Genomic DNA, 23,163 nt, shown 5'->3' with positions numbered 1-23,163 from the left:
ATCCGGCAGCGTCCGTCACGCCGCTACCGGAACCTCCGGCGTCGCGCCGTTCATGGCGGGCGCGAGCGCCAGCTCCAGGACCTGGCGGACGTCGGTGACGGCGTGGACGTCGAGCTTGTCCAGCACCTCCGCCGGGACGTCGTCCAGGTCGGCCTCGTTGCGCTTGGGGATGATCACGGTCGTCACCCCGGCGCGCTGGGCGGCGAGCAGCTTCTGCTTCACGCCGCCGATGGGCAGCACCCGGCCGGTCAGCGAGACCTCACCGGTCATCGCGACGTCCGTGCGGACCAGCCGGCCCGACAGGAGGGACGCGAGGGCCGTCGTCATGGTGACGCCGGCGCTCGGGCCGTCCTTCGGGACCGCGCCCGCCGGGAAGTGGATGTGCACGCCCCGCTCCTTCAGGTCGCCGACCGGGAGTTCCAGTTCGGCGCCGTGGGAGCGGAGGAAGGACAGGGCGATCTGCGCGCTCTCCTTCATCACGTCACCCAGCTGACCGGTGAGGGTCAGCCCCGCCGCGCCCGTCTCCGGGTCGGCCAGCGACGCCTCCACGAAGAGGACGTCGCCGCCCGCGCCGGTGACCGCGAGCCCCGTCGCCACACCCGGGACCGCCGTACGGCGCTCGGCCGGGTCCTGGGCGGACTCGGGCACGTGGTGCGGCCGGCCGATCAGGGCCCGCAGGTCCTCGTCCCTGACCGTGAGCGGCAGCTCCCGCTGCCCCAGTTCGTGCTGGGCCGCGACCTTGCGCAGCAGCCGGGCGATCGACCGCTCCAGGGTGCGGACGCCCGCCTCCCGGGTGTACTCGCCGGCGAGCTTGCGCAGCGCGCTCTCCTCCAGGACGACCTCGTCCTTGTCGATGCCCGCCCGCTCCAGCTGGCGCGGAAGCAGGTGGTCACGGGCGATGACGACCTTCTCGTCCTCGGTGTAGCCGTCCAGGCGGACCAGCTCCATACGGTCGAGCAGGGCCTCCGGGATGGCCTCCAGGACGTTGGCGGTGGCGAGGAAGACGACGTCCGACAGGTCGAGTTCGACTTCCAGGTAGTGGTCGCGGAAGGTGTGGTTCTGCGCCGGGTCGAGGACTTCGAGCAGGGCGGCCGCCGGGTCGCCCCGGAAGTCGGACCCCACCTTGTCGATCTCGTCGAGCAGGACGACCGGGTTCATCGAACCGGCCTCCTTGATGGCCCGGACGATCCGGCCGGGCAGCGCACCCACGTACGTACGCCGGTGACCGCGGATCTCGGCCTCGTCACGGACACCGCCGAGGGCGACCCGGACGAACTTCCGCCCCATGGCATGGGCCACGGACTCACCGAGCGAGGTCTTGCCGACACCGGGCGGACCGACCAGCGCCAGCACGGCACCGCCACGGCGCCCGCCGATGACCCCGAGCCCCCGGTCGCTGCGGCGCTTGCGCACCGCCAGGTACTCGGTGATCCGCTCCTTCACGTCCTCCAGGCCGGCGTGCTCGGCGTCCAGGACCGCCTTGGCGCCCTGGATGTCGTACTCGTCCTCCGTGCGCTCGTTCCACGGCAGTTCCAGCACCGTGTCCAGCCAGGTGCGGATCCACGAGCCCTCGGGCGACTGGTCGCTGGACCGCTCCAGCTTGTCGACCTCCTTGAGGGCGGCCTCGCGGACCTTCTCGGGCAGGTCGGCGGCCTCCACGCGGGTGCGGTAGTCGTCGGACTCCTCCCCGTCCTTCTCGCCGTTCAGCTCGCGCAGCTCCTTGCGGACGGCTTCGAGCTGGCGGCGGAGCAGGAACTCGCGCTGCTGCTTGTCGACGCCCTCCTGGACGTCCTTGGCGATGGTCTCGGCCACGTCCTGCTCGGCGAGGTGGTCGCGCAGCTGCTGGGTGGCGAGCTTCAGCCGGGCGACCGGGTCGGCGGTCTCAAGGAGCTCGATCTTCTGCTCGGTGGTCAGGAACGGCGAGTAGCCGGAGTTGTCCGCGAGCGCGGAGACGTCGTCGATGGCCTGCACCCGGTCCACGACCTGCCAGGCGGCGCGCTTGCGCAGCCAGGCGGTGGCGAGGGCCTTGTACTCCTTGACCAGTTCGGTGACATGACCGGGCACCGGTTCCGGGACGTTCTCCTCGATGCGGGTGCCCTCCACCCACAGGGCGGCACCCGGGCCGGTGGTACCGGCGCCGATGCGGACGCGGTAACGGCCGCGGATCAGCGCGCCGGGGTCACCGTCGGCCAGCCGGCCGACCTGCTCCACGGTGCCGAGCACACCGGTACTCGGGTAGGTGCCGTCGATACGCGGGACCAGCAGCACCCTGGGCTTGCCGGGCTCGGTACGGGCGGCGGCCTGGGCGGCCTCCACGGCGGCACGTACATCGGGGTCCTTGAGGTCCAGCGGGACCACCATCCCGGGCAGCACGACCTCGCCGTCGAGGGGCAGCACAGGGAGGGTGAGTGATGCGGACGTCGAAGCCATGATCTCCCCTTCGGCATTGAACTTGAGTTATGCCGACTCAATGCATGTGAGCCACTGAATGTTCCCGGGGGTGCGTTCGCTCTGAGCGATCGGTTGGTGACCTGGCCGTATCCGGCGCACGAAGGGAAAACAGTCGATCCGCACGGGTGCATTCCCGCTACCGGAATTCATTCGCAGTGCATCGGCCTTCAGGCCGGTGGTGAAGCGAATCTGATGGTGGCGACGCGGAGCGTCGCGGATTCAGGTCCGGCGGAGCCGGACACCGCAGTTCCTCGCCTGCGGTGCGGAGCGTCGCGCGGGCTGGTCCCGGCGGAGCCGGGCGGTGCTCACACCGGTCGGTTCTGCTGTTCGATGTACTGCCTGACCACGGAGAGCGGGGCGCCGCCGACGGTTCCGGCGAAGTAAGACCCGGACCACAGCTTGTTGGCCCGCCAGTAGTGGCGCACCAGGTCGGGGAACTCTCCCCCAGCCTTCGGCCGGGAGGTGCCCCCAGCCGCAGGCGGCGGGAGGAGACGCCCTTGAGGGAGTTGACCAGTTTGGTCACGGCGACCTTGGGCGGGAAGTTCACCAGCAGGCGAACGTGGTTGTTCTCGCCGTTGAACTCCACCAGCTCGCATTCGAAGGTCCGTACACACCGACCGCATGATCTCTTCCATACGCCTCAAGTGGGCATCGGTGAACACCTTGTGCCGGAACTTGGTCACGAAGACCAAGTGGACGTGCATCACGAAATTGCAGTGCCTACCAGTTCTGATCTTCCGCATATCGCCCATAACCCAAGTACGTATCGTGATCGTCATGCAGCTCCGGTACTCCTTCAGGTTGTACCCGGACACCAGCCAACGGAGGTCGTTGGCAAGGGTGTTCGGGTGTGCCCGTGTCGTGTTCAACGACGCGGTCCGCGCCCGTGAGGAGGCCAGAGCGGCCAATCAGCCGTTCCCCAAGGCCGCAGAGCTGTCCAAGAGGCTGATTACCGAGGCGAAGCAGACGGTGGAGCGGTCCTGGCTGGGCGAGGTGTCCGCGGTGGTGCTCCAGCAGTCCCTGCGGGACGTCGAGACTGCGTACCGCAACTTCTTCGCCTCCCTCAAGGGCGATCGCAAGGGGCCCAAGATCGGTGCTCCCCGCTTCAAGTCCCGCAAGGACAGCCGTCAGTCGATCCGGTTCACGGCCAATGCCCGCTGGTCCATCACCGACAAGGGACGCCTGAACCTGCCGAAGATCGGCGCGGTGAAAGTGAAGTGGTCTCGCACGCTGCCCGCCACGCCCTCCTCCGTCACCGTCATCAAGGACGCGGCCGGCAGGTATTTCGCCTCCTTCGTCATCGACACCGACCCCGCCGCCGACCAGGCACGGATGCCCGAAACCGACCGCACCATCGGCATCGACCTCGGCCTGTCCCACTTCGCAGTCCTGTCCGACGGTACGAAAATCGACTCCCCGCGCTTCCTGCGGCGCGCGGAGAAGAACCTGAAGAAGGCCCAGCGGGAGCTGTCCCGCAAGCAGAAGGGAAGCAAGAACCGCGAAAAGGGCCGCCTGAAGGTCGCCCGCGCCCACGTCAAGGTCGCCGACGCCCGCCGCGAGTTCCACCACCAGCTCTCCACCAGGCTGATCTCCGAAAACCAAGGGATCGCCGTGGAGGACCTGTCGGTGGCGGGACTGGCCCGCACCAGACTGGCCAAGTCCGTGCACGACGCCGGATGGTCATCGTTCATCAGCATGCTGGAATACAAAGCGGCCCGGTACGGGCGGACACTGGTCACGATCGGCCGGTTCGAGCCGACCTCCCAGACCTGCTCCACCTGCGGCGTCAAGGACGGACCCAAACCCCTCAACGTCCGGGAATGGACCTGCACCGCCTGCGGCACCGTCCACGACCGGGACCACAATGCCGCGATCAACGTGAAGACGGCCGCCGGACTGGCGGTATCAGCCTGCGGAGCGCCGGTAAGACCAGGAGCAATCCCGGCACAGCGCGAAGAAACAGGAAGCCACGGATTCCCGACCCAAGCCCGTGCCGCGTAGCAGCACAGCAACAAGTCGAGAAGGCCAGAATCCTCGGGCTTCAGCCCGAGGAGCAAGTCAAGGCGGCCGGTGACCGACGGCGGCGGCGCGCACCCGACAGCGGACCGCCGGAAAAACGTCGCGCCACCGCAACACGACTCACAGGAACGGCGTCGAAACTGCCAGCGGAGTCACAGCGAAACGACGCCGCACGCGACGGGGGCTCGGGGGGGCACATGAACGAGAGGCAACCGGCGCCCGGGCGGCCACGCCGACGCGCCGTGATCACCGGCGCAGCCGTCGTCGCGGCCGGCGTCGCCGTCCCGTTGGCCGTACGCGCCACGGACGACGACGGCACCGCACCCGCCACCGACGGCACCGCACGCACCACCGGCCGCACCGGCCGCACCACACCCGCCACTCCCGCCGCCCCCGCCGCAAGCCGCCCCCCGTCGTCGTCGGCCTCGCCCCTCCCCCGTACCGACCCGCGGCCGAACATCCTTCTCGTCCTCACCGACGACCAGCCCAAGGAGACGGACTGGGCGATCCGCCGTACCGCCGACTGGCTGGGCGGACAGGGCGTGACCTTCGCACGGGCGCATGCCAACACCCCGCTCTGCGCGCCCTCCCGTGCCTCGATCATGTCCGGGCGGTACGCGCACCACCACGGCGTCCTCGACACCCGCCACCCCACCCACCTGGACCAGCACAGCACCGTCCAGCGGCAGTTGCGCGAGGCCGGCTACCGCACCGGCCTCTTCGGGAAGTACCTCAACTTCTGGCACACCGCCACCAACCCGCCGCACTTCGACGAGTGGCTCCTGCAAGAACCCGTGGCGTACTACAACGGTCACTACAACGACAACGGCACCGTCCGGAACATCCCCGGCTACAACACCACCGTCATCAGGGACCGCGCCCTCGCGTTCATCGACAGGTCGCGGACCGACACCCGGCCCTGGTTCGCGTACGTCGCCACCCGCAGCGCGCACGAGCTCAACATCCCGGAGCGGAAGTACGGGCACGCGCGCGTGCCGGAGTGGCCGGGCCGGCCCTCCGTCCACGAGGGCGACAAGAGCGACAAGCCGCCGTTCCTGCGCGCGGCGAAGCACACGTACGACCAGGGGAAGGCGCTGCGCACCCGCCAGTTGCGCACCCTGCTGTCGGTGGACGACGCGATGCGCGACTTCCGGGACAAGCTGCGCGAACTCGGCCAGCTGGAGAACACGCTCGTGCTGTTCACCAGCGACCACGGGCTGTGCTGGGCGGACCACGGCTGGCTGCGGAAGTCGGTGCCGTACCGGCCGAGCCTGGAGGTGCCGTTCTGGCTGTCCTGGCCCGCGCGGGGCCTCGGCGCGGGCACGGTCGACGACCGGCTCACCGGCCATGTCGACATCGCCCCGACCCTCCTGGACGCGGCCCGCACCACGCCGGACACCCCGCACGACGGCCACTCGCTCCTGGACCCCCGCAACGACCGCGCCCGGCTCCTCGCCGAGTGGTGGTGGAACCGGCAGGACCAGGAGCCGATCCACACCTGGGCCACCCACATCGGCAGGTCCACGCAGTACACGGAGTACTACCGCACCCGCCTGGACCGGCAGGGCCGGCCCACGCAGGGCGACGGCGCGGTCCTCTTCCGCGAGTTCTACGACCTGGCCGCCGACCCGTACCAGCTCACCAACCGCCTGCACGGCGCCACGGCCGAGCAGGAGGAGGCCCTCGGCATCCCGGAGTTGGCGAGGGGGCTGGCGGCGGCGCGCCAAGCGTGACCTCCCACGGCACATGTACCACCCGTGCGCCGCCCCCGCGCTCCGCGCTCCCTTTCCCCTCCTTGCGACGGCCGCCCACGCAACCACGTTCAGTACGACAGACGATTCCAGAGCGTGATGACAACGGCGGCCGCTCCTGGGGACGCAGCGGCCCGAACGAACGACCACCACCGAGGCCGCATGAGCACGTACCCAGGATGCCGATCCTGCACCGATCCTCCTCTGGAGGACCCCGACGGCGCCCGCTGCGACACCCATCTGGTGCGCGCGATGGCCGACGGCGACAGAGCGGCGTTCGCGGAACTGTTCGAGCGGCATTCCAGGAACGTCTTCGCGTACCTGCTCAACCGCGGGGTCCCGGCGGCAAACGCCGAGGACGCCGTTCAGGAGGCGTTCCTGTCGGCCTGGAAGAGCGCGTCCGGCTTCTACGAGGGCTCGGCGGCAGGCTGGCTGCGGCGAATCGCGCAGCGGCGAGCGGTCGACCTCGAACGCGACCAGCACCGTAGGCGTGCGCTGGCCGACCGGCTGAACAGAGAGTACGACGGTCCGGCCGACGCCCCCTCCGCCGAGGAGTGCCTCCTCGCGTCCTCGTCTCGCTACACCGCCCTGGCGGTCGCCCTCGCGGAACTGTCGGCGGACCAGCGCACGGTGATCGAACTCCGCTACGTCCACCGCCTCTCGACCCGGGAGACGGCGGAGCGGCTGGGCGTCCCCGAGGGCACGGTGAAGGCCCGGGCGGCGCGGGGGTGTGCGCAGTTGCGGCGGTGGCTGGAGGAACGGAAGGGGGGTGAGGACGATGAGGGCACAGCTGTCCGGGTTCCTCGGCCGCGGGCGTGAGGGCCGGGGGGACTGGCTGCTGCTGCGGATGCGGATGCGGCGGGGGGTCTGGCCGGTGGCTGGGCCGACGCTGGCCGGAGGGGTGCTCTTCTTCGTGTACAGCGGCTTGACCTGGGTCCTGGCCGCCGGGTTCGTGGACAACTCCATCACCGCCACCGCGTACTACCTCGCGCCGGCGGCCATCGGTGCCGCCGGAGTCCAGGGCGGTGCCGTGGTCCGCGCCAGGGCCGGCTGGCAGACCGAGACAGCGGCACGGGGGCCCTTGGCGGTGGCGTCACTGGAGTTGGCACCCGTCGTCCTGTGGCCGCTGTGCCTGGCCGCATCCCTCACCGCGCTGCTCTGCCTGCCGACAGCCTTCGGTTCCCGCTCGTACCTCTCCCCTGCGGAACTGCTGGACGGGGCACCTGTCCAACTACTGCTGCCGCCCTGCATCCTGACGGTGGTCTGCTGTGCCGCCCACGTGGTGGGACGCCTGCTCCCCCATCGTGTCACCGGACCACTGACGGCAGCGGCCTGGGCATACCTGCTGTTCGCGACGGCCGACTTCTATGACGTGGGCGCAGTCGTCCACATCGCGGGACAAGGGATCAGCCCCGACTTCGGAGGCAGCCCGCTCTTCCCACAGCCGCCGTCTCCGCTGTGCTGGCTGTCCCTCGCCCCGCCCCTCCTCGCCACCGCCGCCTGCGTGCTCCTCACCGCCCGCCAGTGGCGCCGGGCCGTGCTGCTACTCGCAGCCACCGCCCTCTCTCTGTGGGCCCTCTCGAAGGCATTCGTATGACCGACCGCGCACCCACCACCCACCCACGACGGCATCCCACGCGGGCAGCCGACCACCTGCCCGACCGCTGGGTCGCCGACTACGCCCAGGGGCGCCTCGGGCAGGACCTGCTCGGGCACGCCGAGGCCCATCTCCACCACTGTCCGCCATGCGCTCGCCGCGTCGACACAGCCGTACGCCAGGGGCAGGACGGCCCCCGGCTGGACGCCGTACTGGCCACCCTCCTCAGCCGTCTCCCGGAGCCCGGCGGCGCCACCGACCCACCGCCCCCGGTATCACGGTGGACCGAGCCGCCGCCCTGGCTCTCCGGGGCCAAGGGGCTACGGTTGCCCTGGCTCCTGGCGACCCTGACCGTGTCCGGGACCACGCTGGCGCTGGCGCAACTCCGCGACATCGCGCTGCCGTTGCTGCTTCTCCTCGCCCCGCTCCTGCCTCTGCTGTGCGTCGCCGCGAGCTACGGCGGCCGGGCCGACCCCTTCGCCGAGGTCACCCGGACCACCCCCGCCGGCGGGCTACGGCTGCTGCTCAGCCGTACCGGCCAGGTTCTGGTGCTGTGTGTGCCGTTGCTCAGCGGTGCCGGTTTCGTCCTGGCACAGAACGGGTCCCAGAGGGATCCGGTCACCATGAGCGCGGTCGCCTGGCTGCTGCCCTGTCTGGCCCTCACCGTCGCCACCCTGCTGCTGAGCACCTACCTGGGCAGCCGTCCTGCGGCCGCGACGACCGGCGGCGGATGGCTGCTGCTGGTGGCAGCAGTGGCCCAGCTGGACGAGGACAACAAATTGAGCCACCGTCTGGACCCCGCGAGCGTGTCCGACGCGCTGGCCGAACTGCTCGGCCAGTCCGCCCAGTGCGTCTGGGCCATTGCCGCCGCCGTCCTCACTCAACTCCTGTATCTCAACCGACACTCCTTCGACCGCCCGGGGACCCGATGATCCGCACCGACCGTGTCTCTGTCCGGCGTCGGCGCCGTGGGCTCGTGCTGGACGGTGTCGATCTCTCCCTCGGCCCCGGTGTGCACGGCCTGCTGGGGCCGAACGGTGCCGGGAAGTCGACGCTCCTGCGGGTGCTGGCCACCGCCTCGGCGTGCACCGAGGGGAGCGTGACCCTGCTGGACCGCGATCCCCGGGTGCCGGCGCAGCGGCTGGAGATCCGGCGTCGGCTCGGATACCTGCCACAGGATTTCGGGGTGTTCGGCGGCCACACCCTGCGGGAGTTCCTGGCGTACGCGGCCTGGCTGCGGGAAGTGCCCGGTGCCGGGATCCCCACCGCCGTGGAGCACGCCGCCGAGGCCGTCGGGCTCGGCGAACGCCTTCCCGACCGGCTGCGCACGCTGTCCGGCGGGATGAAGCAGCGCGCCGGGATCGCCCAGGCCATCGTCAACAATCCCGCCCTGCTGCTGCTCGACGAGCCGACGGTGGGTCTGGATCCGCGCCAGCGTGCCGATTTCCACGCACTGGTGCGTGAACTCGGCCGCACGGCCTGTGTCATGGTCTCCACACATCTGATGGAGGACGTGCGCGGAGCCTGCGAAGACGTGACGGCGCTGGTCGACGGGCGGGTGGCGTTCCGGGGGACGCTCGACGCCCTGGAGGCCGCCGGCGGTTACGAGGCGGTGGTGCCGGCCGGGGCCTGAGGCAGGGCGTGGGCGCTCTGGTGCCGCTCCCGCCGCCAGCGTCGTACCACCGGCCAGAGTGCCGTCCCGATGCCCAGCGAGATCAGATGGCCCCAGTTGGTCATCGGGTCCTCGAAGGCGACGAGGTCCGTGAGGAGGCTGTAGCCGACCAGGGCGAGCAGGGGCCAGCGCAGCCAGGGGGTGAGCAGGCCGGAGAGGGCGCCGATGCTGGCGGCCACGCCGAAGCTGATGCCGTAGTCGAGGCGGTGCAGGGAGCTGTCGGGGAGGTGGCCGACCAGGACCGCGAGGCCGACCGGGACCTCGGTGGCGAGGGTGGCCAGCACATGGCCCGCCAGGAAGACGAGGATCGCCCGGGCGCCCCCTATCCGCCGTTCCAGCGCGGTCAGGACGAGCACGAAGGCGAGGACGTACGGGGAGATGAGACCGCCGGCGACCCACAGCGCGCTGGCCAGCAGGACGAAGACCGGTGTGCGCAGGAGGTGGGCGACGTCGGTGCTGGAGTCCTGGTAGACGGCGTGCAGGAGGCCGGGGCCGGCGTAGACGGCGAAGAGCGAGGTCAGGGCGAGGATCGCCGTGTAGGCGAAGGTGACCGGGGTGCCGGTGGGGGTGGGGAGCAGCCGCCAGGGACGCACCCGGAGGACCGGGCGGGGGACGTTCGGAGCGCGCACCGTGCCCGAGCCACGCTGCCGAGGCACACCGTCCAGCAGAACGGCGACCTCCACGCCGTGGAGCGGCTCCGCCGGAACCGCCGGAAAGGGCTGCGGCGTGGGCGTTGATGCAGCCCCAACGGTCCGTTCCACGGTGAGGCGCTCCTTCCGTTTCACCTCACCAGCCTTCGCCGTCCCCCGAGTCGCTGTCTATGACCGAGGCCACGCGGGGAGCGATTCACAGGATTTTCCGAAGAACCGCGAGGGGTCGGGAGGAACCATATGAGCCGCCTGAGGCCACCGGCGGGCGCGAAGCGCCGGGCGGCCCCTCGAACGAGTGACACCCGTGCGACCGTCCGACACCGGTAATTCGCGTGGCTGAAAAGCCCTGTTGGGGCAGGATGGCCGGCATGGCCAACTTCGCGGACATGACGGGCGCGACTTCCCTGGACGACGGTCCTCCCGTGGTCCTGGACCGGCGCGAGGGGCCGTACGGTGAGGTGGTCCTGCGCCGGCACGGCGAGCTGCTGCAGATCATCGCCAACGGCTGCTTCCTGATGGACACCTCCGACGGCCGCTCGGAGCGGCTGCTCGTGGACGCCGCCCGGGACGCCCTGGACGGACGGGCGGAGCCTGCGGTGCTGATCGGCGGCCTCGGCGTCGGGTTCTCGCTCGCGCACGCCGCGCGGGATCCCCGCTGGGGGCGGATCACGGTCGTGGAGCGGGAGTCGGCGGTCGTCGACTGGCATCGGGACGGCCCGCTGTCCTTCCTGTCCGCGGGCGCGTTCGCCGACCCGCGCACGGCGATCGTCGAAGACGATCTCGTCGCGTACGTCAATGAGACTTCCGACACATTCGACGCGCTGTGCCTGGACGTCGACAACGGGCCCGGCTGGACCGTCGACGAGGACAACGAGAGCCTCTACTCAGCGGCCGGACTCGCAAGCTGCGCAAGGGTGTTGAGGCCGGGCGGGGTACTCGCCGTATGGTCCGCCCAGCCCTCTTCCGAATTCGAGGAATCCTTGTGGAATGCCGGGTTCAAACAGGTGCGTACCGAAGAGATCCCGGTTGACCGGGGCGTTCCGGACGTCGTTCACCTTGCCGTCCGCCCTGGATAGCGAGTGCGCCGCCTGTCCCCGTAATGTGCATCCCTGACGCGGATCATTCAAGCGTCAATCGCAGTCATGGGATCACCCCACTGGTTCCGGAAAGCACACAGGGGCGGGCGATGGAGCAGACACACACCTCCCACAACGGCACGGCGACGGCCACTCCGGGCGCGCAGCGCCGGGTTCTGGTCGTCGAGGACGACCCCACGATCGTCGACGCCATCGCGGCCCGCCTGCGCGCCGAGGGATTTCTCGTGCAAACGGCGGGCGACGGGCCGGCCGCCGTCGACACCGCCGAGGCCTGGCAGCCCGATCTGCTGATCCTCGACATCATGCTGCCCGGCTTCGACGGTCTGGAGGTCTGCCGTCGCGTGCAGGCCCAGCGGCCGGTGCCGGTGCTGATGCTCACCGCGCGCGACGACGAGACCGACATGCTGGTCGGCCTCGGGGTCGGCGCCGACGACTACATGACCAAGCCGTTCTCCATGCGGGAGCTGGCGGCGCGGGTGCACGTACTGCTGCGCCGGGTGGAGCGGGCGGCCGTCGCGGCCTCCACGCCCCGGTCCGGCATCCTGCGCCTCGGCGAGCTGGAGATCGACCACGCACAGCGCCGGGTGCGGGTGCGCAGCGAGGACGTGCACCTCACGCCGACCGAGTTCGACCTGCTGGTGTGCCTGGCCAACACCCCGCGCGCGGTGCTCTCCCGTGAGCAGCTGCTCGCCGAGGTGTGGGACTGGGCGGACGCCTCGGGCACCCGGACCGTCGACAGCCACATCAAGGCGCTGCGCCGGAAGATCGGCGCCGAGCGGATCCGCACCGTGCACGGTGTGGGCTACGCGCTGGAGACACCGACGCCATGAGCGCCGGGCCGGCCGGACCGAGAGGCCCCGGGGAGGAGCCCTGGGGCGCCGTACGCCCGTTCTCGATCAAGACCAAGCTCGGCGCGCTGGTCGTCGTCTCGGTCCTGATCACCACGGGTCTGTCGATGATCGCGGTGCACACCAAGACGGAGCTGCGCTTCATCACGGTCTTCTCGATGATCGCCACACTGCTGATAACGCAGTTCGTGGCCCATTCGCTCACCGCCCCGCTGGACGACATGAACGCGGTGGCCCGGTCCATCTCGCAGGGCGACTACACCCGCCGGGTGCGCGAGAACCGCCGGGACGAGCTGGGCGACCTGGCCGAGACGATCAACGTCATGGCCGACGAGCTGGAGGCCCAGGACCGCCAGCGCAAGGAGCTGGTGGCGAACGTCTCGCACGAGCTGCGTACGCCCATCGCGGGCCTGCGGGCCGTCCTGGAGAACGTCGTCGACGGCATCGCCGAGCCGGACACCGAGACCATGCGCACGGCCCTGAAGCAGACCGAGCGGCTCGGACGGCTCGTGGAGACCCTCCTTGACCTCTCCCGCCTCGACAACGGCGTCGTACCGCTGCGGCAGCGCCGCTTCGAGGTGTGGCCGTACCTCTCGGGCGTGCTCAAGGAGGCCAACATGGTCGCCGGGGCGCGTGGCCTCGCCTCGAACTCCGGCAGCCACACCCGTACCGACGTCCATCTGCACCTGGACGTCTCCCCGCCGGAGCTGACCGCGCACGCCGACCCGGAGCGCATCCACCAGGTGGTGGCGAACCTCATCGACAACGCGGTCAAGCACAGCCCGCCGCACGGCCGGGTGACCCTGAAGGCGCGGCGCGGCCTGCAGCCGGAGTCGCTGGAGCTGGAGGTCCTGGACGAGGGCCCCGGCATTCCGCGTTCGGAGTGGCACCGCGTCTTCGAGCGCTTCAACCGGGGAGCCGTACGACGGCCGCACGGGCCCGGCAGCGACGGCGGTACGGGGCTGGGGCTGGCGATCGCCCGGTGGGCGGTCGATCTGCACGGCGGCCGGATCGGCGTGGCCGAATCCGACCGGGGCTGCAGGATTATCGTCACCCTCCCGGGGCTTTGATCCGTGCCAAGTTGACGTAAAGTTCAATCCGGAGCCTCAAGATCCACCTGCGGTCCGCACGGGCGGCCACGCCTGACGGGCAGCCGGACACGTGTGATCAGGTGCGGCCTCCGCGCACATCGCGACGGGGGCCGGGGAGAGGTGATCTCCGGCGTGGCGGAGCCATGCCCGATTGAGTCCTCGCACAGTGGAACTACGCTTGTTTCCCGCCATTTCAAGCCCCGAAACACGGTTTCCGATGTGACTTACACGACGATGAACCGGCCCGAGCTGACCTTCACGGTCTTGGAGGCGTAGCCTTAATTCCCGCTGTCCATCACCTTGTGAAGCGGAAGAGGGCGGTTGCCGCCGTGTCGCCACAGTCCCCCAGTAACTCGAGCATCTCGACCGACGCAGACCAAGCGGGCAAGAATCCCGCAGCCGCGTTCGGACCGAACGAGTGGCTCGTCGACGAGATCTATCAGCAGTACCTCCAGGACCCGAATTCGGTAGACCGAGCCTGGTGGGACTTCTTCGCCGACTACAAGCCGGGAGCGCCCGCCGCCTCGGCTCCGGCGGGTACCGCGGCCGCGGGGGCCGCGGGCACCACGACGCCCGCGCAACCACAGGCGCAGCAGGCCGCGGCTCCGGCCGCCGCGCCGGCGCCCACCACGCCCGCGCCCGCCGCTCAGGCGCCCGCGGCGCCCGCCCCGGCCGCCCCGGCCACGCCCAAGGCCGCAGCGCCCTCCCCCACGCTCGAATCCACTCGCGCGGGGGGACCCCCATCGGCGCCCGCGAAGCCCGCCGCCGCTCCGGCTCCGGCCGTCGCGAAGCCGGCCGCCGCTGCCGCCAAGGCCGCGCCCGCCGCCGCGGCGCCCGAGGGTCCCGAGCTGGTCACCCTGCGTGGCCCGGCCGCGGCCGTGGCGAAGAACATGAACGCCTCGCTGGAGCTGCCGACGGCCACCTCGGTCCGCGCGGTCCCGGTGAAGCTGCTGTTCGACAACCGGATCGTCATCAACAACCACCTGAAGCGCGCCCGGGGCGGGAAGATCTCCTTCACGCACCTGATCGGCTTCGCGATGGTGCAGGCCATCAAGGCCATGCCGTCGATGAACTGGCACTACGCGGAGAAGGACGGGAAGCCCACCCTCGTCAAGCCCGCGCACGTCAACTTCGGCCTGGCCATCGACCTGGTGAAGCCCAACGGCGACCGCCAGCTCGTCGTGGCCGGCATCAAGAAGGCCGAGACGCTGAACTTCTTCGAGTTCTGGCAGGCCTACGAGGACATCGTCCGCCGCGCCCGCGACGGCAAGCTGACGATGGACGACTTCTCCGGTGTCACGGTCTCCCTGACCAACCCGGGCGGCCTCGGCACGGTCCACTCGGTGCCGCGTCTGATGCCCGGCCAGTCGGTCATCATGGGCGTCGGCTCCATGGACTACCCGGCGGAGTTCCAGGGCACCAGCCAGGACACCCTGAACAAGCTCGGCATCTCGAAGGTCATGACGCTCACGTCGACCTACGACCACCGGGTCATCCAGGGCGCCGCCTCCGGCGAGTTCCTGCGCGTCGTCGCCAACTACCTCCTCGGCGAGAACGGCTTCTACGACGACATCTTCGAGGCCCTGCGGATCCCCTACGAGCCGGTCCGCTGGCTCAAGGACATCGACGCCTCGCACGACGACGACGTCACCAAGGCCGCCCGGGTCTTCGAGCTGATCCACTCCTACCGGGTCCGCGGCCACGTCATGGCCGACACCGACCCCCTGGAGTACAAGCAGCGCAAGCACCCCGACCTGGACATCGTCGAGCACGGCCTCACCCTGTGGGACCTGGAGCGCGACTTCGCCGTCGGCGGCTTCGCCGGCAAGTCGATGATGAAGCTCCGCGACATCCTCGGCGTGCTGCGCGACTCGTACTGCCGTACCACCGGCATCGAGTTCATGCACATCCAGGACCCCAAGCAGCGCAAGTGGATCCAGGACCGCGTGGAGCGCCCGCACTCCAAGATGGAGCGCGAGGAGCAGCTGCGGATCCTGCGCCGGCTGAACGCGGCGGAGGCCTTCGAGACCTTCCTGCAGACGAAGTACGTCGGCCAGAAGCGCTTCTCCCTGGAGGGCGGCGAGTCCGTCATCCCGCTGCTCGACGCGGTGCTGGACTCGGCCGCCGAGTCCCGCCTGGACGAGATCATCATCGGCATGGCCCACCGCGGCCGGCTGAACGTGCTCGCCAACATCGTCGGCAAGTCGTACGCGCAGATCTTCCGCGAGTTCGAGGGCAACCTCGACCCGAAGTCGATGCACGGCTCCGGCGACGTCAAGTACCACCTGGGCGCAGGCGGCACCTTCACCGGCCTGGACGGCGAGCAGATCAAGGTCTCGCTGGCCGCCAACCCGTCCCACCTGGAGACGGTCGACCCGATCATCGAGGGCATCGCCCGCGCCAAGCAGGACGTCATCAACAAGGGCGGCACGGACTTCACGGTGCTGCCGGTGGCGATCCACGGCGACGCGGCCTTCGCGGGCCAGGGCGTGGTGGCCGAGACCCTGAACATGTCGCAGCTGCGGGGCTACCGCACCGGCGGCACGGTCCACGTCGTCATCAACAACCAGGTCGGCTTCACCGCGGCCCCCGAGTCCTCGCGCTCGTCCATGTACGCGACGGACGTGGCCCGGATGATCGAGGCCCCGATCTTCCACGTGAACGGCGACGACCCGGAGGCCGTGGTCCGCGTGGCCCGCCTGGCCTTCGAGTTCCGTCAGGCGTTCAACAAGGACGTGGTGATCGACCTCATCTGCTACCGCCGCCGCGGTCACAACGAGTCGGACAACCCGGCCTTCACCCAGCCGCTGATGTACGACCTGATCGACAAGAAGCGCTCGGTGCGCAAGCTCTACACCGAGTCCCTGATCGGTCGCGGCGACATCACCCTGGAAGAGGCCGAGCAGGCCCTGCAGGACTACCAGGGCCAGCTGGAGAAGGTCTTCACGGAGGTCCGCGAGGCCACCGCGCAGCCGGCCGTCGTGGACGCCCAGGCACCGCAGGACGGCTTCCCGATCGCCGTCCCGACGGCGATCTCCACGGAGGTCCTCAAGCGGATCGCCGAGTCCCAGGTCAACATCCCGGACTACTTCACCGTCCACCCGCGTCTGCTGCCGCAGCTGCAGCGCCGGGCGGCGATGATCGAGGACGGCACGATCGACTGGGGCATGGGCGAGACCCTCGCCATCGGCTCGCTGCTGATGGAGGGCACCCCGGTCCGGCTCTCCGGCCAGGACTCCCAGCGCGGCACCTTCGGCCAGCGCCACGCGGTCCTGATCGACCGCGAGACGGGCGCCGACTACACCCCGCTGCTGTACCTGTCCGAGGACCAGGCCCGCTACAACGTCTACAACTCGCTGCTCTCCGAGTACGCGGTGATGGGCTTCGAGTACGGCTACTCGCTCACCCGTCCGGACGCGCTGGTGATGTGGGAGGCCCAGTTCGGCGACTTCGCCAACGGCGCCCAGTCGGTCATCGACGAGTACATCTCGGCGGCCGAGCAGAAGTGGGGCCAGACCTCCGGCGTCACGCTGCTGCTCCCGCACGGCTACGAGGGCCAGGGCCCGGACCACTCCTCGGCCCGGATCGAGCGCTACCTCCAGCTGTGCGCGCAGAACAACATGACGGTCGCGATGCCGACCCTCCCGTCGAACTACTTCCACCTCCTGCGGTGGCAGGTGCACAACCCGCACCACAAGCCGCTGGTCGTCTTCACCCCGAAGTCGATGCTGCGCCTCAAGGCGGCGGCCTCGAAGGCGGAGGAGTTCACGAGCGGGCAGTTCCGTCCGGTCATCGGCGACGCGTCGGTCGAGGCCAACGCGGTCCGCAAGGTCGTCTTCTGCACCGGCAAGGTCTACTACGACCTGGAGGCCGAGCGGCAGAAGCGCGGTGTCACGGACACGGCGATCATCCGGGTCGAGCGCCTGTACCCGCTGCCGGGTGCGGAGCTCCAGGCGGAGGTCAACAAGTACCCGAACGCCGAGAAGTACCTGTGGGCCCAGGAGGAGCCGGCGAACCAGGGTGCCTGGCCGTTCATCGCCCTCAACCTGATCGACCACCTGGACCTGGCGGTCGGCGCGGACATCCCGGCCGGCGAACGCCTGCGCCGCATCTCGCGCCCGCACAGCTCCTCCCCGGCCGTCGGTTCCGCGAAGCGGCACCAGGCGGAGCAGGAGCAGCTGGTGCGTGAGGTGTTCGAGGCGTAGTCCTCCGGATCAGCACGCCGAAGGGCCCGGTCCCCGTCAGGGGGGCCGGGCCCTTCGGCGTGTGTGTCGCGTCAGCTCGCCTGGGGTTCGAAGTCCCAGTACGGGCGGTTGCGGGCGCGGGCGGAGATGGTGTGGACGTGCTGCTTGCCCATGGTCGTCTCCAGGTCGGCCAGCGCCTCCTGCTCGGTCTTCTCCGCCTGCTGACGGGCGCGCAGCCCGCGCAGGTCGGCCGCGTAGGCGACCCGGGCGGAGAGGGTGAGCGGGTGGGTGCGGCCGAGGGTCCCGGTGGCCCGGGCGATGGTGATCCTGCTGAGTTCGGCTGCGGACTCCGTCTCGCCCATCAGGTTGCGCAGGGCGGCGGCGTTGATGGCGCAGCCGAGGGTGTAGGGGTGGTTCTCGCCCACGGCCCCGGTCATGTCGGCGAGGGCCTGCTCGACCAGGACATGTGCGGCCTCGCGCTCACCGACGTTGCGCAGGACCAGCGCCTGGTTCGCCCGGGCACCGATGATGAACGGGTGTCCCTCCGCCAGCAGTTGCTCGTAGCGGGTCAGGATGGACTCGCTGGTCTCGCGGGCCAGGTCGATGTCACCGTGCTCCCGGTTGAAGCAGCTGTGGCTGACGGCGGCGGACAGGGTACGGAGGTGGTTCTCGCCCAGTTTCCGCTCGTACCCCTCCAGCACCTGGATGAGCAGCGCCCCTGCCGCCACCCGGTCCCCGCCGCGCAGCTGGCAGAGCGCCAGGTTGAGCTGGGCCCGCAACGCGTCCGGACTGGCCAGGCCACCGACTTTCTGGTAGTCGCGGATGTTCCGCAGATGGATGGACTCGGCCTCCGCGTAGCGGCCCAGCAGCCTGAGGTCGATGGAGTAGGACACCTCGGAGAAGAGGGTCATGAGGTGACGGCCCGTCAGCACGAGGCGGCGTGTATCCAGGGTCTGCCGGTCGGCGTTCATGGCCTCCTCGTACCGGCCCATGAGCCGCAGCGTGTACCCCTTGTTGTTCAGGGCGTTGAGGGTCCGGGAATCCTGCTCGCCCAGGAGGTCCCGGTAGGCCGGGTACAGCCGGTCGTCCAGTTCGAGGGCCTCGTCGTAGCGGGCCAGTTCACGAAGGTCGGCGCCCAGCCCGTTGGCCGCCCGAAGATACTCCAGGGACCGCTCCCCGCCCCCGCGCAGGTGCTCCATGGCTTCCCGGTCGATCGCTTCGGTCTCCTCGAACCGGCCCGCCGACCGCAGCAGGTTGGCGTAGTGGTGCGTGGCCTCCCACACCCGCGGATCCGTCTCGCCCAGCAGCTCACGCCAGGCGTTGACGGTCCGCCTGCCGAGTTTCCAGCCCGAGGTGTACTCCCCTGCCCACCACATGTACCGCAGGCAGTTGAGGACCAGGTTCTGCACTTTGCGGTCCGTGCTGTTGAGGACGTCGGCGTACTTCAGGTGCGGCACGAGCTCCGCGTACGCCTCCCAGTTACGGGTGTCGGTGGGACGGCCGGGGTCGGCCTCGGCCAGCGCGCGCCGCACCACGTCGATGAACTCCCGCCGGCTCTCCTCCGGCATGTCCTTGCCGACGATCTGGTGGACCATCCGGTGCAGGTACACCGCTTCACCGGGAGAGGGGATCTCCTCCGAACCGGCCTCGTGGGACTCCAGCCGGACCACGGAATACTGCCGCAGCTGGTTGATCGCCTTGTTCCACAGCAGCGGATCGTCGAACAGCCTGATCAGCTGCTCCGGCAGGTCGTCCTTCGACATCTCCCGCAACATGCGTACGGGGATGAAGCCCGGCGCGAAGAACGTGCACAGGCGGAGCAGGTCGACCGACTCGGGAACGGTCTCGCGCAGCTTGTTCAGCAGTATCGCCCACGCGGTCTGGAAGGCCAGCGGGAAGTCCGCCGACACCTTGACGACGTCGGGGTCGACGCCGTCCTCCAGCAGGGCGATGTAGTCGTCGACGGAGAGGTCGGAGTCGTTGAGCCAGCCCGCCGTCTGGTCCAGCAGCAGGGGTAGGTCCTCCAGCGCCTCGGCGAGCTGGTCGGCTTCCGGCTCGGTCAGCCGGGGTGCACGCCGCCTGATGAAGGCCACCGACTCGTCACGGTCGTAGACATTCACCTCCACCAGCTTGCTGTTGTGCTCGCCCCACTCCGGATTGCGGGAGGTGATGATCACATGTCCCGGGCCGGTCGGGACCAGGTCCCAGATCTGCTCGGGCTCGTCCGCGCCGTCCAGGATCAACAGCCAGCGCGAGTACGGATTGCCCCGCCGCAGCGAGTCACGGACCGCGCGCAGCCGCTCTCCGTATTCGTCACCCGTGGAGAGACCGAGCCTGGTGGAGAGTTCGGCCAGCACGCGGCGATAGGTGACCCTGCTCTCCGCGTTGACCCACCACACCACGTCGTACTCGGAACCGAACCGATAGACGTACTCGGCCGCCATCTGGGTCTTGCCCACCCCCGGCATGCCGTGCAGCGTCAGCACGCCCGCGCCCGGCTCACTGCCCTGGAGCAGGTGATAGGCGTCGTTCAGCACTGGTTCGCGCCCCGTGAAACGCGTGTTGCGGCGCGGTACGCCGCCCCACACTTCGGGCAACGCGGCCGGGAACCGCGGGCCACGGGCGCCGTCCGCCCCCGGCCGGACATCGGTCGGCAGGTCCAGCCGGTCCAGCAGACGGCGCTCCGCCTCGTCGGCCCCCATGTTGGTCAGGTCGACCGCACCCAGCACGGCGATCGCCGCGGGCACCTGCGTATTGGTGACGGAGACGGCTGCGAACTTGGCGGGATCCGGTCCTACCACCTCGCGCAGCGCCGCGTTCCACTCCTCGAAGGTCCGGGGGCCGAGTTGGAAGTACCACTCACTGACCAGGATGAGAATGCGGCCCTCCGCGAGCGCGAGGCCGCGCAGAAGGTCGACCAGGGTCTCCTCCGCCGGCGCGTCCCAGCGCACATAGACGACCCGCACGCCCCGCCGCTCCAGCCTGTCCCCGATCCACGCCGCCCAGGCCCGGTTGAACCCGGCGAAGCTGATCGTGACGGTCTGCCTCGCGGCCCCCCTCTCGGTCGACCTGACCGGCGTACGAGTTTCAGACATGCGACGGCCTCCACGCGTAGTCTTAAAATCCTAGAACCTCGGTGCGGCTATGGGGAGTCCGGCGACTTCGAAACCGACACCTCGGCTCGTCGATCTTTGCGCAGGGCGGCCTGAGAAGTCGTCATTTCAGAGCGATTCGGTGCGGGGCTGACGCTGCGTCCACAGCGCGCGCACCGCCTTCACGTACGCCTGCGCGCGCGCCGTGTGCCCCCGGGGCGCGGGACGCGCGGCAAGCCGTTCATGGGCGACGGCCATCTCGTCCACGAACCGCCGGCCCACCACCGTGAGGTCCGAAGAGGCGGCCAGCGCGGGCAGCGCGGCCCCGACCTGGGCGTGGTAGCGCGCGTACTGCGCCCACGCGCCCTCACTCCGCGCCGGCTCCACGGTGAGCGCGCGGCGCTGGAAGAAGTCCGCCAGGGCCAGATGGGAATACGCGCCCTGCAACAATCCGTCGTACGGCCTCGGGTCCGGACGCCAGGGCGCGAAGTACCGGGCCGCCGGCCCCGCCCGGTGCAGCTCCACCATCTCGCTCAGCGCCGCCAGTTTGGTGTGCTGGAGCTCATGGACGAGGGTCGCCGCGAAGGCGACCGGGGTCGCGGGAGCACTGCTGAGCAACGCCCCGAACGCCTCCCGCCGGGTACCGCTGCAACTGCCCCGGCCGCCCGCCCCCGGCGGCATCTCCAGCGGGACCAGACAGCGCAGCAGCGCCAGCGCCTCCGTGAGCCGCCCCTCGCCGCCCGTGCGGAGTGCGGCGGCCGTGCCGGACCAGCTCTGCAGCCACCGCTTGCGTTCGGCCTCGTCCGGGCCCGCCGGCCCGCTGAGCGCGTAGTGATCGGGTTCGCGGGGCGGTACGCGGTAGGGGTCGAGGTCGTCGAGGGGCATGGGGGCGGCGCCGGGAACCAGGCCCGAGAGCGTGTACGCCGACGTCCAGGCGAGTGAGCCGGACCATGCACCGCTGTCGTTCTCCAGAAACACGGTCACCTGATCGAGCGTCATGCGGGCCTGCTCGTACTTCACTCGAACCCGCGTGTCACCCCGCTCCGCCGACCTCAGAGCACCCAGCGACGGGAGTACCAGGATGCCGTCGCGGGCCGTCAGTTCCGTGGTGAACGGGATTCCGGCGCGGGCCGCCGCCACCGCCGCCACCGCGCTGAAGTAGGAGAGATCGAGGGCGAGTTCGCGGCGCCGTTCGTCCGACGGGGGAGACGTGCGCGGGTCGAGGCCGGTCAGGCAGCGCCGAGCCCAGGGGCCGAGCAGCGGATAGCTGAGCCTGGTCCGCGCCGGGGAGTCGGGGACAGCGGCCCGGTCCGCCGCCGTCAGCAGGGCCCAGTCCTCCCTCAGCCTCGCCTTCGCCGCCGGAGAGCAGAGCGCCGGATCCGCCTCCTCCGCCGCGTCCAGCACCGCCCGCAGCAGAATCAGCCGCCGGGTGTCCTGGTCCCGGTTCAGCAGAGAGAGCGTGTCTGGTTCGCCCCCGGTGCGTGCGAGTTCGGCGAGGAACCGGTCCGGGACCGCGGGGAGTATCACCGGGTTCCCCCTTCACAGGAGGCCGGCGCGGGCACCGCGTCCGCGGCGAGCCGGCCGGCCACATGCCGGATGAAACGCTCCAGGTCGGCGCAGTACACCGAGGGATTGCGGAAGCCGTGCCCGGCCCGGTAGCGGTGCGCGTAGTGGCCGCCGCCGCACACCGACAGCAGCGGGCAGGACCGGCAGTCGTCGGCGAGGGCCGCCGCGCCCGCCTGCCGTGCGGCGACCCCGGGGTGCCGTAACGCCTCGTCGAAATCGTGCCGGAAGACGTCCAGACCGGTCCGTGCGGCGCCCTCGTACGCCGACTTCAGCGAGTCGACCTGTTCGATCGACCCGTCCGTCTCCACCACGAGAGCGTCGAAGGGGGCCAGTCCGAGGGATTCGGTGGCCGCCGGCAACCCCAGCAACAGGGCCAGACACTCCTCGAACAGCCTTATCCGGGTCGCCCGTTGCCCGGCCGACCACCAACGGTCGAAGACGGCGCACAGCCAGTCGCCGTACCGGACTCCGGACCGATGCGGCGGCGGCGCGGACCAGTTGCCGTGCGGCAGCAGCAGGTCCACGGCGGGTGGGCGGAGTTCGAGCAGGGAGTCGTACGTCTCCACCGGGTCCAGCAGGGGGTCCACGACGGTCAGGATGCCCGCGTACGACTCCGGGAAGCGGTCGGCGACCAGGCGCGCACCGCGTGCCGCGGCCGGCCAGGACGGGCGGCCCGCGTGGTCGACGCGACGCGCGTTGTGCTCGGGGCGGCCGCCGTCGAGGCTGATGCCGATCCGGATGCCGTGCCGGGCCAGGACCGTGAGCCGGGCCTCGGTCAGGAGGGTGGCGTTGGTCTGGACGGTGGGGCGGACCGCGCAGTCGGCGGGCACGCGTGCGCGTACGGCGTCGGTGAAGCGGGCCAGGGTGTCGGCGCCCGCCAGCAGGGGTTCTCCGCCGTGCAGGACCAGGGAGACCGTGGTCAGGCCGTGGGTGCGGGCATGCTCGGCTATGCGGTCGGCGGTGCGGTCCAGGACGGCGGGCGGGGCGGCGGCCGGGCGGGTGCGCCAGGTGCGGTCGGGGCCCTCGTAGAGGTAGCAGTAGGTGCAGGCCAGGTTGCAGCGGCCGTGCACCTTCACGACGAACTGGCGGAAGGGGTGACCGGTCGTAGCCAATCCAGCACCCCCATGCCGTACGCCGTTCCACCC

15 protein-coding genes and 1 pseudogene are annotated in these 23,163 nt (G+C 70.4%); 10 read left to right on the top strand and 6 right to left on the bottom strand.

What is annotated here, in order from left to right:
- Positions 1–15: 15 nt before the first annotated feature.
- Complete coding sequence (lon, locus tag ACGFZQ_RS09560; protein ID WP_393839819.1) at positions 16–2,430, bottom strand: endopeptidase La; 2,415 nt, start codon at positions 2,428–2,430, stop codon at positions 16–18.
- A gap of 326 nt (positions 2,431–2,756) precedes the next feature.
- Positions 2,757–3,203 (bottom strand): annotated as a pseudogene (tnpA, locus tag ACGFZQ_RS09555) (IS200/IS605 family transposase).
- Positions 3,204–3,228: 25 nt separating this feature from the next.
- Here tnpA and ACGFZQ_RS09550 point away from each other — a divergent pair.
- From ACGFZQ_RS09550 to ACGFZQ_RS09525, 6 genes are all read left to right on the top strand, one after another.
- On the top strand, positions 3,229–4,452 hold the full coding sequence (locus ACGFZQ_RS09550) for an RNA-guided endonuclease InsQ/TnpB family protein (RefSeq protein ID WP_393839818.1): 1,224 nt from the start codon (positions 3,229–3,231) through the stop codon (positions 4,450–4,452).
- Positions 4,453–4,667: 215 nt separating this feature from the next.
- Entirely contained in the window at positions 4,668–6,203 is a 1,536-nt protein-coding gene (locus ACGFZQ_RS09545; RefSeq protein WP_393839817.1) for a sulfatase, read from the top strand.
- A gap of 180 nt (positions 6,204–6,383) precedes the next feature.
- The gene (locus tag ACGFZQ_RS09540; RefSeq protein WP_393839816.1) at positions 6,384–7,040 is read left to right on the top strand and encodes an RNA polymerase sigma factor; all 657 of its coding nucleotides are present in this window, start codon (positions 6,384–6,386) and stop codon (positions 7,038–7,040) included.
- On the top strand, positions 7,000–7,818 hold the full coding sequence (locus ACGFZQ_RS09535) for a hypothetical protein (protein ID WP_393839815.1): 819 nt from the start codon (positions 7,000–7,002) through the stop codon (positions 7,816–7,818). The genes ACGFZQ_RS09540 and ACGFZQ_RS09535 overlap by 41 nt, the downstream gene beginning before the upstream one ends.
- Entirely contained in the window at positions 7,815–8,750 is a 936-nt protein-coding gene (locus tag ACGFZQ_RS09530; protein ID WP_393839814.1) for a zf-HC2 domain-containing protein, read from the top strand. Before ACGFZQ_RS09535 ends, ACGFZQ_RS09530 begins: the two co-directional genes overlap by 4 nt.
- Before the next feature lie 44 nt (positions 8,751–8,794).
- Positions 8,795–9,451 (top strand): ATP-binding cassette domain-containing protein, encoded by a 657-nt coding sequence (locus ACGFZQ_RS09525; RefSeq protein ID WP_393839813.1) that lies wholly within the window; start codon positions 8,795–8,797, stop codon positions 9,449–9,451.
- On the opposite strand, the gene ACGFZQ_RS09520 is transcribed toward ACGFZQ_RS09525, so the two are convergent.
- Positions 9,421–10,251, bottom strand: a complete 831-nt coding sequence (locus ACGFZQ_RS09520; protein WP_393839812.1) for a rhomboid-like protein — start codon at positions 10,249–10,251, stop codon at positions 9,421–9,423. The two genes, ACGFZQ_RS09525 and ACGFZQ_RS09520, sit on opposite strands and share 31 nt — an antisense overlap.
- Before the next feature lie 257 nt (positions 10,252–10,508).
- Here ACGFZQ_RS09520 and ACGFZQ_RS09515 point away from each other — a divergent pair, with 257 nt between their 5' ends.
- The 4 genes from ACGFZQ_RS09515 to ACGFZQ_RS09500 all read left to right on the top strand — a co-directional run bounded on the left by ACGFZQ_RS09515 (position 10,509) and on the right by ACGFZQ_RS09500 (position 17,381).
- Positions 10,509–11,216 carry a spermidine synthase gene (locus ACGFZQ_RS09515; protein ID WP_393839811.1) on the top strand — a complete coding sequence of 236 codons (708 nt, stop codon included), beginning with the start codon at positions 10,509–10,511 and terminating at the stop codon, positions 11,214–11,216.
- Between the two features lie 110 nt (positions 11,217–11,326).
- Positions 11,327–12,067 carry a response regulator transcription factor gene (locus ACGFZQ_RS09510; RefSeq protein WP_351747300.1) on the top strand — a complete coding sequence of 247 codons (741 nt, stop codon included), beginning with the start codon at positions 11,327–11,329 and terminating at the stop codon, positions 12,065–12,067.
- Complete coding sequence (locus ACGFZQ_RS09505; protein WP_351747302.1) at positions 12,064–13,155, top strand: HAMP domain-containing sensor histidine kinase; 1,092 nt, start codon at positions 12,064–12,066, stop codon at positions 13,153–13,155. The genes ACGFZQ_RS09510 and ACGFZQ_RS09505 overlap by 4 nt, the downstream gene beginning before the upstream one ends.
- 350 nt (positions 13,156–13,505) lie before the next feature.
- Entirely contained in the window at positions 13,506–17,381 is a 3,876-nt protein-coding gene (locus tag ACGFZQ_RS09500; RefSeq protein WP_393839810.1) for a multifunctional oxoglutarate decarboxylase/oxoglutarate dehydrogenase thiamine pyrophosphate-binding subunit/dihydrolipoyllysine-residue succinyltransferase subunit, read from the top strand.
- A gap of 71 nt (positions 17,382–17,452) precedes the next feature.
- On the opposite strand, the gene fxsT is transcribed toward ACGFZQ_RS09500, so the two are convergent.
- The 3 genes from fxsT to ACGFZQ_RS09485 all read right to left on the bottom strand — a co-directional run bounded on the left by fxsT (position 17,453) and on the right by ACGFZQ_RS09485 (position 23,130).
- Positions 17,453–20,455: an FxSxx-COOH system tetratricopeptide repeat protein gene (gene fxsT / locus ACGFZQ_RS09495; RefSeq protein ID WP_393839809.1), complete on the bottom strand. Its 3,003-nt coding sequence runs from the start codon at positions 20,453–20,455 to the stop codon at positions 17,453–17,455.
- A gap of 126 nt (positions 20,456–20,581) precedes the next feature.
- Positions 20,582–21,976, bottom strand: coding sequence for an aKG-HExxH-type peptide beta-hydroxylase (locus tag ACGFZQ_RS09490; protein ID WP_393839887.1), 1,395 nt, complete (start codon positions 21,974–21,976; stop codon positions 20,582–20,584).
- The gene (locus ACGFZQ_RS09485; protein ID WP_393839808.1) at positions 21,976–23,130 is read right to left on the bottom strand and encodes an FxsB family cyclophane-forming radical SAM/SPASM peptide maturase; all 1,155 of its coding nucleotides are present in this window, start codon (positions 23,128–23,130) and stop codon (positions 21,976–21,978) included. The genes ACGFZQ_RS09490 and ACGFZQ_RS09485 overlap by 1 nt, the downstream gene beginning before the upstream one ends.
- Between the last annotated feature and the right edge of the window lie 33 nt (positions 23,131–23,163).

The organism is Streptomyces sp. NPDC048254 (genome assembly GCF_043201895.1).
Lineage (GTDB): Bacteria > Actinomycetota > Actinomycetes > Streptomycetales > Streptomycetaceae > Streptomyces.
Note: the sequence above shows the minus strand (reverse complement) of the source record. Positions and strands in the feature narration are given on the sequence as shown.